The sequence below is a fragment of the Pseudoalteromonas sp. NFXS53 genome (assembly GCF_056629255.1).
The window spans coordinates 140,353-154,108 of record NZ_JBWVBR010000006.1 but is presented as its reverse complement, the minus strand read 5'-3'; the positions used below and the strand labels follow the sequence as shown (position 1 = coordinate 154,108).

Here is a 13,756-nt window from a genome sequence, read left to right as displayed (position 1 = left end):
ATGGAACCAGAAGTTTTTGTCGACATATTAAGTGATGCGTTATTTGTGGTAATAAAGCTTGTCTCAGCGATTGTTGTACCAGGCTTATTAATCGGTCTTGTAGTGGCTGTTTTCCAGGCTGCGACATCAATTAACGAACAAACGCTCAGCTTTTTACCTCGTCTCATCATTACAATCCTTGCTTTGATAATTGGTGGTCATTGGATCACGCAAATACTAATGGATTACTTCCAAGGGCTGATAATGCAAATCCCTGAAATCGCAGGGTAATAATGGAGTTCCCTTTTGCTGTTGTCATCCAATGGCTAAGCGACTTTATCCTGCCGCTAGTTCGAATCACCAGTATGATGATGATCATGGCTGGTTTGGGCGCAAAAAGTGTACCTTCACGCATTAAGTTAGCACTGTGTGTTGTGATCACCTTTGCTGCAATGCCTATGTTACCTAAATCTCAATTTACAGATCTCTTTTCTTTTGCCATGGTGCTAGTCGTAATTGAAGAGATGATCATTGGTTTTGCTATTGGCTTTGCTTCGATATTACTCTTGAATACGTTCATTGTGGCAGGTCAAATTCTCGCAATGCAAACAGGCCTTGGTTTTGCATCAGTTGTTGACCCTACCAACGGATTAAGTGTGCCAGCAGTAGGTCAGTTTTATCTTATCCTCTCCACTTTACTGTTTTTTGTCTTTAACGGCCATTTAATGATGATCCAAATGGTGCTGTATAGTTTTGAAAGTATTCCGATTGGACAATTTACATGGTCAGTAGATAACTACTGGCAAATTGTAAATTGGGGAGGCTGGATGTTTGCGACAGCACTGGCGCTTTCTCTAGCCCCTTTGACCGCCATGCTGGTAATCAACTTATCATTTGGGATCATGACGAGAGCTGCTCCTCAGATGAATATCTTTTCAGTGGGTTTTGCATTTACCTTGGTTGCTGGGTTAGTCATTATATGGGCCACTCTAGGTAATTTCATTGTGCAATATGAATATCAGTGGCTTAAAATGACAGAGCTACTTTGTAATTTAATTGGGTGCACGGTGTAAGGTATGGCTGAAGATTCAGGTCAAGAAAGGACCGAAGAACCCACCGATAAAAAAATAGATGAATCCCGTAAAAAAGGGCAAGTTGCCCGTTCAAAAGAATTAGGTACTACCTTTGTACTGATATTCTCAGCGATTGCATTATTAATGTATGGACCCGCTATCGCGAAAGGCTTATATAACATTATGGGCCGAGGGCTCACGTTAAATCGCAATGAAACATACGATACAACAAAAATGTTCTCGGTCTGGGGCGAGATGTTTTCTGAATTATTCTTCCCAATGGCGATGTTTGTTTTTATCATCGCCATTGCGGGTATTGTTGGCAATACTATATTAGGTGGGTTTAATTTCAGTTGGCAGGCTGCAGCACCTAAGGCAAGTAAAATGTCGCCAATGAAAGGTTTTAAACGTATGTTTGGACCTCAAGCGGCTGTCGAATTGGTGAAGTCTGTATTGAAGTTTGTCTTAGTTGCTGGCTTTGCAATCCTGCTCATTCAAATATTCTTTTACGAAATACTACATTTAAGTATTGAGCAGGTCCCGAGCTCTATCATCCATGCATTAGAGATATTGGCTTGGATGTTTTTAGCATTGAGTTGCACGATGGTCATCATTTCAGCCATTGATGCACCATATCAAAGTTACAATCATCACAAGCAATTGAAAATGACCTTGCAAGAAGTGAAAGATGAATACAAAAACTCTGAGGGTGACCCTCAAATAAAGGCACGTATTAGAAGAACACAACGAGAAATGTCACAAAGGCGCATGATGCAAGACGTGCCAGATGCTGATGTTATTGTAACTAACCCAACCCATTATTCAGTTGCACTTAAATACGATACCGAAAAAGCGGGCGCCCCAATCGTGCTTGCTAAAGGTGTCGATGAATTAGCAATGCAAATCCGAAAAATAGCGAAAGGTAATGAAGTACCTATTGTTGAGTCGCCAATCTTAACGCGTTCACTTTATCACACCACAGAAGTGGGTGACCAAATTCCAGACCAGCTTTTCACTGCGGTGGCACAAGTTTTAGCTTATGTATTCCAGCTAAAACGTTATCAAAAAGGTCGAGGTAGAAGGCCGACCAACTTGAGTAAGAATTTACCTATTCCAGAAGATATGAGGCACTAACCAGAATATAAATCTTGGCTTACAAATTGCTTTATTAGACCAGTGTCAATATTTTGTAGTTGTTAAGTTATGGATTTTAAAGCAGTTTTACAAAGTCTTAATGAGAATAAAAAAGACTATGCGAAAGGGGTCGGAACGCCATTATTAGTGCTTGCGGCTTTGGGCATGGTAATTTTGCCTTTACCTCCATTCCTCTTAGACATTCTATTCTCTTTTAATATCGCTTTGGCATTGGTGGTATTACTTGTCACTGTATACACCATGAAACCACTCGAATTTGGCATGTTTCCAGCAGTTCTGCTTATTGCAACCATTATGCGTTTAGCGTTGAATGTAGCCAGTACTCGTGTTGTATTATTAGAAGGCCACAATGGCGGAGATGCCGCGGGTAAGGTAATTGAAGCGTTTGGTTCTGTGGTAATTGGGGGTAACTATGCCGTTGGTTTAGTTGTTTTCTTAATCCTGATTATCATCAACTTTGTGGTAATCACAAAAGGTGCAGGTCGTATCTCGGAAGTATCTGCGCGTTTCACATTAGACGCTATGCCTGGTAAACAAATGGCAATCGATGCCGACTTAAATGCTGGTTTTATCAGTGCAGAAGAAGCACGCAAACGTCGTGATGAAGTAACACGCGAAGCAGACTTCTATGGCTCAATGGACGGTGCCAGTAAGTTCGTAAAAGGTGATGCAATAGCAGGTATTGTGATTTTAGTTATTAACATCATTGGTGGCTTATTTGTTGGCATGATCCAACACGACTTATCGTTTTCAAGAGCCATGGAAGTATACACATTACTTACCATTGGTGATGGCTTGGTTGCACAGCTCCCCTCTCTTTTACTTTCAATTGGTACTGCAATCGTCGTTACTCGCCAAAACGAATCTCATAACATGGGTGAGCAGTTTAAAACTCAACTAGGAAATGAGAAATCTCTCTATATTGCTGCTGGTATCTTAATTACGATGGGCTTGGTGCCTGGTATGCCGCATATTGCATTTTTAAGCTTAGGTGCGCTGCTTGGCTATCTGGCTTATTACACACAACAGCAAAAAGCAAAAGCTGCAGAGCTAGAAGCGCAACAACAGGCAGCAGGTGGCGATATTGCAAATAAGCCTCAAGAACAAAAAGAGCTAGGCTGGGACGACGTTCAACCAGTCGATGTGATTGGTCTGGAAGTTGGTTATCGTTTAATTCCGCTAGTAGATCAAGCGCAAGGTGGTGAGCTGTTAAGTCGTATTAAAGGTGTTCGTAAGAAGCTTTCACAAGAGCTAGGTTTCTTGGTTCCGCCTGTACATATTCGTGATAACCTTGAATTAGACCCAAATGAATACCGTATCACTCTAATGGGGGTTGGTTCAGGTAACGGTGAATTAAAACATGGTGATGAATTAGCCATCAACCCAGGGCAAGTATTTGGCCCAATCAATGGCGTTGCAACGACAGATCCTGCCTTTGGTCTAGAAGCGGTTTGGATTAAACCGGAGCAAAAAGATGAGGCGCATTCATTAGGTTACACTGTGGTAGACGCAGCGACTGTTGTCGCAACTCATATTAGTCAATTGCTTACAAACAACGCATCATTACTACTTGGGCATGAAGAAGTTCAGAATTTATTAGACATGCTTGCCAAGTCACACCCTCGTTTAGTAGAAGGTTTAGTACCAGATATACTGCCTCTTACTACGATAGTTAAAGTACTGCAAAACTTACTGAATGAAGGGGTTGCAATTCGTGATATGCGCTCGATTGTTCAGACCCTTGTTGAGTATGGTCCACGCAGTCAAGACCCTGATGTATTAACCTCTGCAGTGCGAATTTCACTGCGTAGATTAATCGTTCAAGACGCCGTTGGCGGTGCAGATGAAATCCCTGTCATAACATTGGCGCCTGAGTTGGAACAGATGTTGCATCAGTCACTTCAGAACGCGGGTGATGAAGGGGCTGGAATAGAGCCAGGCCTTGCGGAGCGACTTCAAACATCATTAAGAGAAGCGCACCAAACGCAAGAAATGCTAGGCGACCCATCCATCCTTCTAACCTCAGGTATGTTAAGAAGTGTGCTTTCAAGGTTTGTCAAACATACGATCCCAGGTCTTCGAGTGATGTCATATCAAGAAGTACCAGATGAAAGACAAATCAAAATTGTAAGCTCAGTTGGACAATAGATAGGAATTAAGGGGTTGTAACATGAAAATTAAACGTTTTTTTGCCAAAGATATGCGCACAGCACTGAAAGAAGTAAAAGAAGAGCTTGGCGCTGATGCTGTGATTATGTCAAACAAAAAATTGGCAGATGGTGTAGAAATTGTTGCAGCCGTGGATAATGACAGAGTGCCAGAAACACCCGTTGAGGCGCCACAAGTAAATTCAGCACCAGCGCAACCTCGAGCTACGCAATCTCGTATTGTTCGCCCAGAACCTCAGCGTGCAAAACCAGAGCCTCAAGCTCAAGTAGCCGACAGTTTACAGGCTCTATTAGACAGACAAGCTCCGAAGCCTCGTTCACCTGAGCTTGCATCTATGTTCTCTCAATCAGGCATTAATACCGAAGAAGTATTTAAACCTCGTCAAGCGACTGAAGAGCGTTATGAGCGTCCAACCTCAACACAAAACTTCAGAGCAGAACCAAATGTTAAAACTCAACAGCAAGCGCAATCATGGAGCTTTGATGATGACCTTGATACAGGGTTTGCTGATGATTTTGAACCTGCGCCAAAAAAAGTTGATGAAATGGCAACCATGAGAGAAGAAATGAATGCTATTCGTCAATTACTTGAACATCAAGTTTCAGGCTTAATGAAGCAAGAAATGGAAAGAAGAGACCCAACGAGAGCGTGTTTAGTTGACCGTTTACAAGGTATGGGTGTCGATAAAGAAGTGGCTGAACAAATGGCTTGTTTCATCCCTGATGACGTTTCTCGCAAAGAAGCATGGAATTCATTGCTTGAAATGGTGGCAAATCAAATGCACACAACTAATAACGATATTCTTCGTCAAGGTGGTGTATATGCATTAGTAGGTCCAACGGGTGTAGGTAAAACAACGACAGTCGCTAAACTTGCTGCATTAGGCGCGCAGAAGTACGGTGCAGACAAAGTTGCGTTAATTACAACTGATACTTATAGAATTGGTGCTTATGAGCAGCTGGCAACGTACGGCAGAATTATTGGTTGTCCAGTAAAACAAGTAAAAGATGCCAATGAATTAGCAGAAGTTTTATATCATTTACGTAATAAGCGTCTAGTATTAATAGACACTGCGGGTATGAGTCAAAGAGATATCCGTTTAACAGAACAACTTAATACGTTAATGAGAAGTTCTAGAGTCGATATTCGAAGCTATTTGGTTTTAAGTGCAACATCGCAAATGCATGTACTGCAAGAAGCGGTTCGTCACTTCCAAAAAGTGAATTTAAGTGGTTGTATTTTTACAAAACTTGATGAATGTCTAAGTTTAGGCGAGATTATTAGTATTGCGATTCAAAATCGCTTGCCAATAGGGTATCTTACTAACGGTCAACGAGTGCCAGAAGACATTCGTGTAGCAAATGCTCATAAAATGGTCAAAAAGGCTGAGCAATTGTATTTAAAGAGAATAAAAGCACAACATTCGCGACGTGTACCTGTAGCGTCTCAGACAGTAGGAATGTATGATTAACACAGTATTAGATCAAGCAAGTGGCCTGCGTAGAATGAATCAAAATGGCAACCATGGCGTAAAAGTAATTGCAGTAACGGGTGGTAAAGGAGGGGTTGGTAAAACCAACGTCTCATTAAATACGGCTATTGCACTTGGTCAGCAAGGAAACAGAGTGCTCGTCTTAGATGCCGATTTAGGTTTGGCAAATTGTGACGTGATGCTTGGTTTAAGAGTAGAAAAAAACTTATCTCATGTCCTGTCGGGTGAGTGTGAATTAGATGAGATCTTAGTTGAAGGGCCCGCTGGTATAAAAATTGTACCAGCCACCTCAGGTTCACAAAATATGGTTGAGTTGACGCCTGCAGAGCATGCGGGCCTCATCCGCGCCTTCAGTGAGTTAAACACAGAGTTTGATATTCTAATTGTTGATACCGCTGCGGGTATATCTGACATGGTACTCAGCTTTTCACGTGCAGCGCAAGATGTGATGGTTGTTGTATGTGATGAGCCTACCTCAATTACTGATGCTTATGCTCTGATTAAAGTTCTCAGTCGTGAGCACGGTGTTTACCGTTTTAAAATTGTGGCTAACATGGTCCGAAGTTTACGCGAAGGGCAGGAGCTTTTTGCTAAACTTTCTAAAGTTACTGACAGATTCTTAGATGTTGCACTAGAATTAGTTGCAACCATTCCATTTGATGAAAATATGCGTAAGTCTTCTCGCCGTCAAAAAACTATTGTTGAGCTATTTCCAAATTCTCCGGCAGCGGTTGCATTTAGAGGGTTAGCGAGTAAAGCAGTTAAATGGCCAATACCACATCAACCATCTGGTCATTTAGAGTTTTTTATTGAACAGCTAGTCAACGGATAACTATGTCGTCATCGATGGGTAAAGCGATGGGCTATCAAACTACAGACAATCTCAATAGAGTGATAGAGCGTCATACCGGTCTTGTCAAAAAAGTGGCGTGCCATTTGTTGGCTCGCTTACCTGCAAATATTCAGTTAGATGACCTTGTGCAATCAGGCATGATAGGCTTGATTGAAGCCAGTAAAAATTTTGACGCAAGCAAAGGCGCAAGCTTTGAAACTTTTGCTGGGATTAGAATTCGAGGCGCAATGCTAGATGAAATTCGTCGTGGAGACTGGGCACCAAGAAGCGTTCATAAAAATAGTCGCATGGTCGCTGAGGCCATCGCTAATCTAGAAAGCGCCCTTGGTCGAGAACCTAAAGACACTGAAATCGCTGAAAAACTTGATATTACTCTAGATGAGTACCATCATATTCTACATGATGTGAATGCAAGTAAAATCATTGGAATCGAAGATTTAGGTGTTGATGAAGACGTAATCACTCCTGTTAACAATGATTTAGCGCTAGACAAACCGTTCAATAACGTTAAAAATGAACGCTTTAACGAATCGTTGCTCACGGCGATTCAATCGTTACCAGAAAGAGACGCGCTTGTCTTATCTCTTTACTACAACGATGAAATGAATTTAAAAGAAATAGGGCAAATACTCGATGTAAGTGAATCTCGAGTAAGCCAAATTCATGGGCAGGCAATGATCAGGCTTAGGGCTAAAATCAATGACTGGGTCAATTAGAGTAATAATAATAGGTTCAAACCTCACTGGAGGATGTTTTGGATAAAAACATGAAAATTCTTGTGGTTGATGATTTTTCTACGATGAGAAGAATAATCAAAAACCTGCTTAGAGACTTAGGTTTTACAAACGTACAAGAAGCAGACGATGGCAGTACAGCTCTTCCTATGCTTCAAAACCAAGAATTTGACTTCGTAGTCACGGACTGGAATATGCCAGGTATGCAAGGTATCGACCTTCTCCGTGCTATTCGTGCAGATGACAGCCTTAAGCATATACCAGTACTTATGGTGACAGCTGAAGCGAAAAAAGAGCAAATTGTTGCTGCGGCGCAAGCTGGTGTAAATGGTTATATTGTAAAACCATTCACTGCTGGAACACTTAAAACAAAACTAGAAAAAGTGTTTGAACGTTTAGGCTAAATAACTAAGAAGGAGAGGCGGATGTCAGCACCTTCTGTGCCTCAAATAACACTTGAGCAAGCTAAGCAACTGGTTACTTATCTTGAGCAAGGCGAGCAAGATAAAGCAGATAAATTAATCATGGAGGCTGCAAGTAAAGAGCAATCTGAACTTTTTGCTGAAGTGGGTAAATTGACTCGTCAATTACACGAGTCATTGAAAAATTTTGAGCTTGATACTCGTATTTCTGATTTGACGACAGAAGCCTTACCGGATGCTAAAGAACGTTTGAATTACGTCATGGAAATGACAGAAAACGCAGCCAATAAAACAATGGATGCAGTTGAAGCAAGTTTGCCTCTCGCGCAGCAGCTCGCAGATGATTTATCTGATATAAAACCAACTTGGGATCGACTGATGAGACGTGATATCCAGCTTGGTGAATTCAAATCTCTTTGTCATGATTTAGATAAGTTTATGCAAGGCTCTCAAGCAACAACAGATGAGCTTCAGGGGCACATGACCAATGTTTTAATGGCTCAAGATTATCAAGACTTAACTGGTCAGGTCATTCGACGTGTTATCGAATTAGTTAGAGAAGTAGAAGACAGCTTAATCCACTTACTAACTGTATTTGGTTCAGCAGAAGAGCCCCAATCAAAACAAAAAGAAAACATTGAAGAGGTTCAGATTGCTGAAATGGATTCTACTGAGATATCTGGACCTGAAGGTCCAATAATGAATGCAGAATCTAGAGAAGATGTCGTATCTAATCAAGATGAGGTCGACGATTTATTGTCGAGCTTAGGCTTCTAATAGGAGAGTGTGTACATGAGCTTTGAAGTCGATGAAGATATATTGCAAGACTTTCTTGTTGAAGCTGGTGAAATATTAGAGTTGTTATCTGAGCAGCTTGTTGAACTAGAGAATAACCCTGAAGATAAAGAATTATTAAACGCAATCTTTAGAGGGTTTCACACTGTTAAAGGTGGTGCAGGCTTTTTGAGCATGACTGAGCTTGTTGACGCTTGTCATGGTGCGGAAAACGTATTCGATGTGTTAAGACAAGGGCAACGCTCTGTTTCTCCTGAATTGATGGATGTCATTCTTCAGTCCTTAGATACCATCAATGAAATGTTCGCTCACATTCAAAATCGTGAACAACCTGATCCCGCAGATCCTGCGTTACTCGAGACACTTCACCAGTTGAGTAAGCCTGAATCAGAAGATGAGCAAATCTCCATTCCAAGTTCAGAACCAGAGCCTGTTGTTGAAGAGACACCACAAGTTGATTTGTCTGCTGATGATATTCTTTTTGATATTGATACCGATGATGTAGCAGGTGAAACTACCTCAGATAGCATTGATGAAATAACAGAAGACGAATTTGAGAGCTTACTTGATGAGTTACATGGGGCTGGTAAAGGCCCTGCTGTTGAGCAAGCTCCTCCTACTGCTTCAGGCTCAGATGATGGTGATATTACAGACGATGAGTTTGACAGCCTTTTAGATGAGCTTCATGGCGTTGGTAGTTTCGGTTCGATTAGTACGCCTCCTCCAGCAAGCCCTAGCCAAGCACCTTCGTCATCCGCTTCAACATCGTCTCCAAGTGATGATGAAATAAACGATGAAGAATTTGAGGCATTGTTAGATGAACTTCATGGTAAAGGTGGTGCGCCAAAGTCATTAGAAACTGCTGAACCGAATAAAACTGCCGCAAATATTGAACCCAAGCAGCCTGAATCAAAGCAGCCTGAATCAAAGCAACCAGAGCCTGTTATAGCCAAGCCAGTTTCAAAACCAAAACCGGCTCCTCAGCCAGCAAAATCTGCACCTTCACCGGCTCCAGCTGCAAAAGCCCAAGGTGCACCTGCATCAGCTAAAAAGCCGCCAGCACCTCAGGCTGAGACTACTGTTCGTGTTGATACAAAACGCCTAGATCAAATTATGAACATGGTGGGTGAACTGGTATTAGTGAGAAACCGTCTCGTTAGTTTAGCAAATAACTCTAGCAGTGAAGCTATGGGTAAGGCGATATCTAACCTTGACGTGGTTACCGCGGATTTACAAGGTGCGGTAATGAAAACACGAATGCAGCCAATCAAGAAAGTATTTGGTCGTTTCCCTCGTGTTGTTAGAGACTTAGCACGTAGTTTAAAGAAAGATATTAATCTTATTCTTGAAGGTGAAGAGACCGATTTAGATAAGAACTTAGTAGAAGCGCTTGCAGACCCGCTTGTTCACTTGGTTAGAAACTCAGTTGACCATGGTATTGAAATGCCAGATGTTCGTGAGGCATCAGGTAAACCTCGTACAGGTACAGTGACACTCTCTGCTTCTCAAGAGGGTGACCATATTCTGTTGACCATTAAAGATGATGGTGCAGGTATGGATGCTGAAAAACTGAAAAAAATTGCGATTAATAAAGGCGTAATTGATTCGGACCAAGCAAGTCGGTTATCTGACACTGAAGCTTATAACTTGATTTTTGCACCAGGCTTTTCAACAAAAGAAGAAATTTCAGATATCTCAGGCCGCGGCGTTGGGATGGACGTTGTTAAAACGAAAATTACTCAACTTAATGGCTCTGTTAATATTCAATCAGAGCTCGGTGTGGGCACAATCCTTGAGATAAAAGTTCCATTAACACTGGCTATTTTACCAACCTTAATGGTAGTTGTTGGCGAACAAACATTTGCTTTACCTCTTGCTGGTGTTAGTGAAATCTTCCATTTAGATCTAACAAAAACTAATGTAGTAGATGGTCAGTTAACGATTATTGTGCGTGAAAAAGCAATTCCTTTATTCTATTTAGAGCATTGGCTTGTTAAGGGCGCAGATAGATCAACGAAGAAAGCTGAAGGACATGTTGTTATTGTGCAAATAGGTACTCAACAGGTTGGCTTTGTGGTTGACTCTCTTATCGGCCAAGAAGAAGTTGTAATAAAGCCATTAGATGCATTATTGCAAGGTACACCAGGTATGGCTGGTGCAACAATCACTTCTGATGGTGGCATAGCATTAATCTTAGATGTGCCGAATATGCTAAAACACTATGCAGGTAAATAACCTGAGATAGCAAAACAGTTAAAAGGTGGTGCGGATGCACCACTTTTCGTTCTTAAGAATTCATAGAGTATGCCAATGGCAGTAAAAGTTTTAGTTGTAGATGATTCAAGTTTTTTTAGGCGTCGAGTCAGCGAAATTTTAGAGCAAGATAGTGATATTAAGGTAATTGACTTTGCTGTTAATGGACAAGAAGCTGTTGAGAAGGCGGCATCACTACGTCCAGATGTTATTACTATGGATGTAGAAATGCCTATTTTAGACGGAATTAGCGCCGTTAAAAAGATTATGCAGGCTAACCCTACTCCAATCTTAATGTTTTCATCATTAACTCGTGAAGGGGCAAGTGCTACACTAGATGCCCTTGATGCAGGTGCATTAGACTTTTTACCTAAAAAGTTTGAAGACATTGCCCGAAATAGCGAAGAAGCAATTAAGTCTCTACAAAACAAAGTAAAAGAAATTGGACGAAGAAGGCTCCCTCGCTCAGTTAGCAGTTATTCCCGACCTGTAGTGAGCAAGCCAGTACCTTCTAAATCACAGGTTTCGGGTAGGCCAGAAGTGTCGGCTCGTACTGCAAGCGTTGCTCAACCCGATAGAAGTTTTCAAAGAGCTGCGGTTCAGCCAGTATCAAATTCAACTACGACAGCTAAACAGTTCAAGGCTTCTGGAAAGCAATATAAAATAGTGGCTATAGGGACTTCAACAGGCGGGCCTGTTGCACTGCAAACCATTCTGACGCAGCTCCCTGCTAACTTTCCACACCCGATATTGCTGATTCAACATATGCCAGCTGCTTTCACACCAGCTTTCGCCACACGGCTAAATAGTCTTTGTAAGATAAAGGTAAAAGAGGCAGAACACGGTGATAAATTACAGCCAGGTGTTGCGTATTTGGCGCCAGGTGGCAAGCAAATGTTGGTTGAGTCTAAAGGAGCAATGAAAACGTTGCGAGTTTTTGAGGATGACAGTGCAAGAGTGACCTACAAGCCTTGTGTTGATGTCACCTTTGCAAGTGCTGCCAAAGCTTATCAAGCTGATGTACTCGCGATTGTTCTAACGGGAATGGGCGCAGATGGTCGAGATGGTGCACGTTTACTCAAACAGTCAGGGGCAACAATCTGGGCTCAGGATGAGCAGACCTGCGTGGTTTACGGTATGCCTCAAGCTGTTGCAAATGCTGGCCTATCTTCTGAAAGTTTGGCTTTGCATGACGTCGCAACCAGAATAAACAAAGAAATAGGTTGTTAATCTATTTGTTCAAGCACTAGGAAGTAATTGTTTCGTGAAAATCTGGACTGTAGCAAATCAAAAGGGAGGCGTTGGCAAAACAACGACTACGGTGAGTCTTGGTGGTATTCTTGCCAAGCAAGGCAAACGCGTTTTGCTGATAGATACAGATCCTCATGCATCTTTGACTTATTACTTTGGCATTGATTCTGAAGAGTTAGAAGTCAGTGTTTATGATATTTTTGCTCGAGGGACGGCAATGGAGAGCGAGGAAATCCTCCAAGCTTTATGCCCCTCAACCATTGAAAACCTTGATATTTTGCCGGCAACAATGGCGATTGCAACGCTTGATAGAAGCATGGGTAATCGCAATGGTATGGGCTTAATTCTGAAAAAAACACTGGCGAAAATAAGTCAGCACTACGATTATGCGATTCTTGATTGCCCACCTGTACTAGGGGTGTTAATGGTAAATGCACTCGCTGCCAGTGAGCGTGTGTTAATTCCAGTGCAAACAGAATTCCTGGCGCTCAAAGGTCTAGATCGTATGATGCGTACTATGGAGCTAATGCAAAGCTCTCAAGCAAAACAATATAATTACACCATCGTACCAACCATGTATGATAAGCGAACAAAGGCATCGTTAGAGGCATACAAAACATTGCTTGCAAATTACGAAGGCTCTGTCTGGCCCGGTGTTATTCCTGTTGACACAAAATTTAGAGATGCCAGTTTGGCACAGCAAGCGCCAGTTGAGTTTTGTCCAAAATCTAGAGGTGTATTTGCGTACAAAGCACTCCTAGAGTATTTGATAAAGAGTAGTTAGAGGGTATATGAGTAAACATCTGTTTGCTAATGAAAAAGTAATGAAACAGTATCTTGGTGCTTTACTCCATGAAGATGAGCCTCAAGATACTGCCCTTGCACCTGTTGCAAAATTACTTGAACGAGTACCTGATATTTCTGAGCAGCAGTTAACTCAACCAGCACAGAAAACTATACCTGATATCGTTGAGCGACCCTCTTTGCCTTCTAAGGAGCGCGTTGAGACTGTTGAAATCCCAGAAGGTGAGTCGAAAGATCTTGAGTTAACAAAAAATAATACTATTATCAAAGAAGAAGCTGTTGTTGAACCAAGTTTAACAAGTGTTCAAGAAGAGTATGGTGAAAGTGAGTTTCAAGCCCTATTTTTTGAAGTCGCAGGGCTAACCCTTGCTGTTCCTTTAAAGTCTTTAGGTGGTATTCACCAACTAGGAGAAGTGACACAACTTTTCGGTAAACCTAAGTGGTTTAAAGGTGTCATGCTTAACCGTGAAGAAAAGCTAAATGTTGTTGATACTGCCAGATGGGTTATGCCAGAGAAATATACCCCAGAGCTTGAAGAAAAACTGGATTATCAATATTTAATTACACTCGGTGATAGCCCATGGGGGCTGTTGGCTGAAAACTTAATAAATAACATTACATTAAAGCCTGAAGACATTAAATGGCGTGTAAACGGTGGCAAGCGACCTTGGCTTGCTGGCGTCATTAAAGAAAAAATGTGTGCTTTGATTGATGTAGAGAATTTAAACCGCTTACTAGAGCAAGGCTTAGATAGCCAAGAGCAGTAACTCAGAACT

General features: G+C 41.7%; 13 protein-coding genes. All 13 read left to right on the top strand.

What is annotated here, in order from left to right:
* Positions 1 to 270: a flagellar biosynthesis protein FliQ gene (fliQ, locus tag AC1HJP_RS08815; protein ID WP_138483360.1), complete on the top strand. Its 270-nt coding sequence runs from the start codon at positions 1 to 3 to the stop codon at positions 268 to 270.
* A gap of 2 nt (positions 271 to 272) precedes the next feature.
* Positions 273 to 1,052, top strand: coding sequence for a flagellar biosynthetic protein FliR (fliR, locus tag AC1HJP_RS08810; RefSeq protein ID WP_480361486.1), 780 nt, complete (start codon positions 273 to 275; stop codon positions 1,050 to 1,052).
* Between the two features lie 3 nt (positions 1,053 to 1,055).
* Positions 1,056 to 2,186 (top strand): flagellar biosynthesis protein FlhB, encoded by a 1,131-nt coding sequence (flhB, locus tag AC1HJP_RS08805; RefSeq protein WP_480361485.1) that lies wholly within the window; start codon positions 1,056 to 1,058, stop codon positions 2,184 to 2,186.
* Positions 2,187 to 2,255: 69 nt separating this feature from the next.
* Positions 2,256 to 4,355, top strand: coding sequence for a flagellar biosynthesis protein FlhA (gene flhA / locus AC1HJP_RS08800; protein ID WP_480361484.1), 2,100 nt, complete (start codon positions 2,256 to 2,258; stop codon positions 4,353 to 4,355).
* Positions 4,356 to 4,377: 22 nt separating this feature from the next.
* Entirely contained in the window at positions 4,378 to 5,847 is a 1,470-nt protein-coding gene (flhF, locus tag AC1HJP_RS08795) for a flagellar biosynthesis GTPase FlhF (protein ID WP_480361483.1), read from the top strand.
* Positions 5,840 to 6,700: a MinD/ParA family ATP-binding protein gene (locus AC1HJP_RS08790; protein ID WP_138483351.1), complete on the top strand. Its 861-nt coding sequence runs from the start codon at positions 5,840 to 5,842 to the stop codon at positions 6,698 to 6,700. The genes flhF and AC1HJP_RS08790 overlap by 8 nt, the downstream gene beginning before the upstream one ends.
* Positions 6,701 to 6,726: 26 nt before the next feature.
* Complete coding sequence (locus AC1HJP_RS08785) at positions 6,727 to 7,437, top strand: RNA polymerase sigma factor FliA (protein ID WP_480361541.1); 711 nt, start codon at positions 6,727 to 6,729, stop codon at positions 7,435 to 7,437.
* A gap of 38 nt (positions 7,438 to 7,475) precedes the next feature.
* Complete coding sequence (gene cheY, locus AC1HJP_RS08780; protein WP_010364893.1) at positions 7,476 to 7,859, top strand: chemotaxis response regulator CheY; 384 nt, start codon at positions 7,476 to 7,478, stop codon at positions 7,857 to 7,859.
* Between the two features lie 21 nt (positions 7,860 to 7,880).
* Positions 7,881 to 8,654, top strand: coding sequence for a protein phosphatase CheZ (locus tag AC1HJP_RS08775; protein ID WP_480361482.1), 774 nt, complete (start codon positions 7,881 to 7,883; stop codon positions 8,652 to 8,654).
* A 15-nt stretch (positions 8,655 to 8,669) separates the two neighbouring features.
* The gene (locus AC1HJP_RS08770; protein WP_480361481.1) at positions 8,670 to 10,907 is read left to right on the top strand and encodes a chemotaxis protein CheA; all 2,238 of its coding nucleotides are present in this window, start codon (positions 8,670 to 8,672) and stop codon (positions 10,905 to 10,907) included.
* Positions 10,908 to 10,982: 75 nt separating this feature from the next.
* On the top strand, positions 10,983 to 12,155 hold the full coding sequence (locus AC1HJP_RS08765) for a protein-glutamate methylesterase/protein-glutamine glutaminase (protein ID WP_480361480.1): 1,173 nt from the start codon (positions 10,983 to 10,985) through the stop codon (positions 12,153 to 12,155).
* Between the two features lie 34 nt (positions 12,156 to 12,189).
* The gene (locus AC1HJP_RS08760) at positions 12,190 to 12,960 is read left to right on the top strand and encodes a ParA family protein (protein WP_480361479.1); all 771 of its coding nucleotides are present in this window, start codon (positions 12,190 to 12,192) and stop codon (positions 12,958 to 12,960) included.
* Between the two features lie 7 nt (positions 12,961 to 12,967).
* Positions 12,968 to 13,747, top strand: coding sequence for a chemotaxis protein CheW (locus AC1HJP_RS08755; protein WP_480361478.1), 780 nt, complete (start codon positions 12,968 to 12,970; stop codon positions 13,745 to 13,747).
* Positions 13,748 to 13,756: the final 9 nt, after the last annotated feature.

Coding starts and splice junctions, on each gene's coding strand:
- fliQ (WP_138483360.1), top strand. CDS start 1: ATGGAACCAGAAGTTTTTGTCGACATATTAAGTGATGCGTTATTTGTG.
- fliR (WP_480361486.1), top strand. CDS start 273: ATGGAGTTCCCTTTTGCTGTTGTCATCCAATGGCTAAGCGACTTTATC.
- flhB (WP_480361485.1), top strand. CDS start 1,056: ATGGCTGAAGATTCAGGTCAAGAAAGGACCGAAGAACCCACCGATAAA.
- flhA (WP_480361484.1), top strand. CDS start 2,256: ATGGATTTTAAAGCAGTTTTACAAAGTCTTAATGAGAATAAAAAAGAC.
- flhF (WP_480361483.1), top strand. CDS start 4,378: ATGAAAATTAAACGTTTTTTTGCCAAAGATATGCGCACAGCACTGAAA.
- AC1HJP_RS08790 (WP_138483351.1), top strand. CDS start 5,840: ATGATTAACACAGTATTAGATCAAGCAAGTGGCCTGCGTAGAATGAAT.
- AC1HJP_RS08785 (WP_480361541.1), top strand. CDS start 6,727: ATGGGCTATCAAACTACAGACAATCTCAATAGAGTGATAGAGCGTCAT.
- AC1HJP_RS08775 (WP_480361482.1), top strand. CDS start 7,881: ATGTCAGCACCTTCTGTGCCTCAAATAACACTTGAGCAAGCTAAGCAA.
- AC1HJP_RS08770 (WP_480361481.1), top strand. CDS start 8,670: ATGAGCTTTGAAGTCGATGAAGATATATTGCAAGACTTTCTTGTTGAA.
- AC1HJP_RS08765 (WP_480361480.1), top strand. CDS start 10,983: ATGGCAGTAAAAGTTTTAGTTGTAGATGATTCAAGTTTTTTTAGGCGT.
- AC1HJP_RS08755 (WP_480361478.1), top strand. CDS start 12,968: ATGAGTAAACATCTGTTTGCTAATGAAAAAGTAATGAAACAGTATCTT.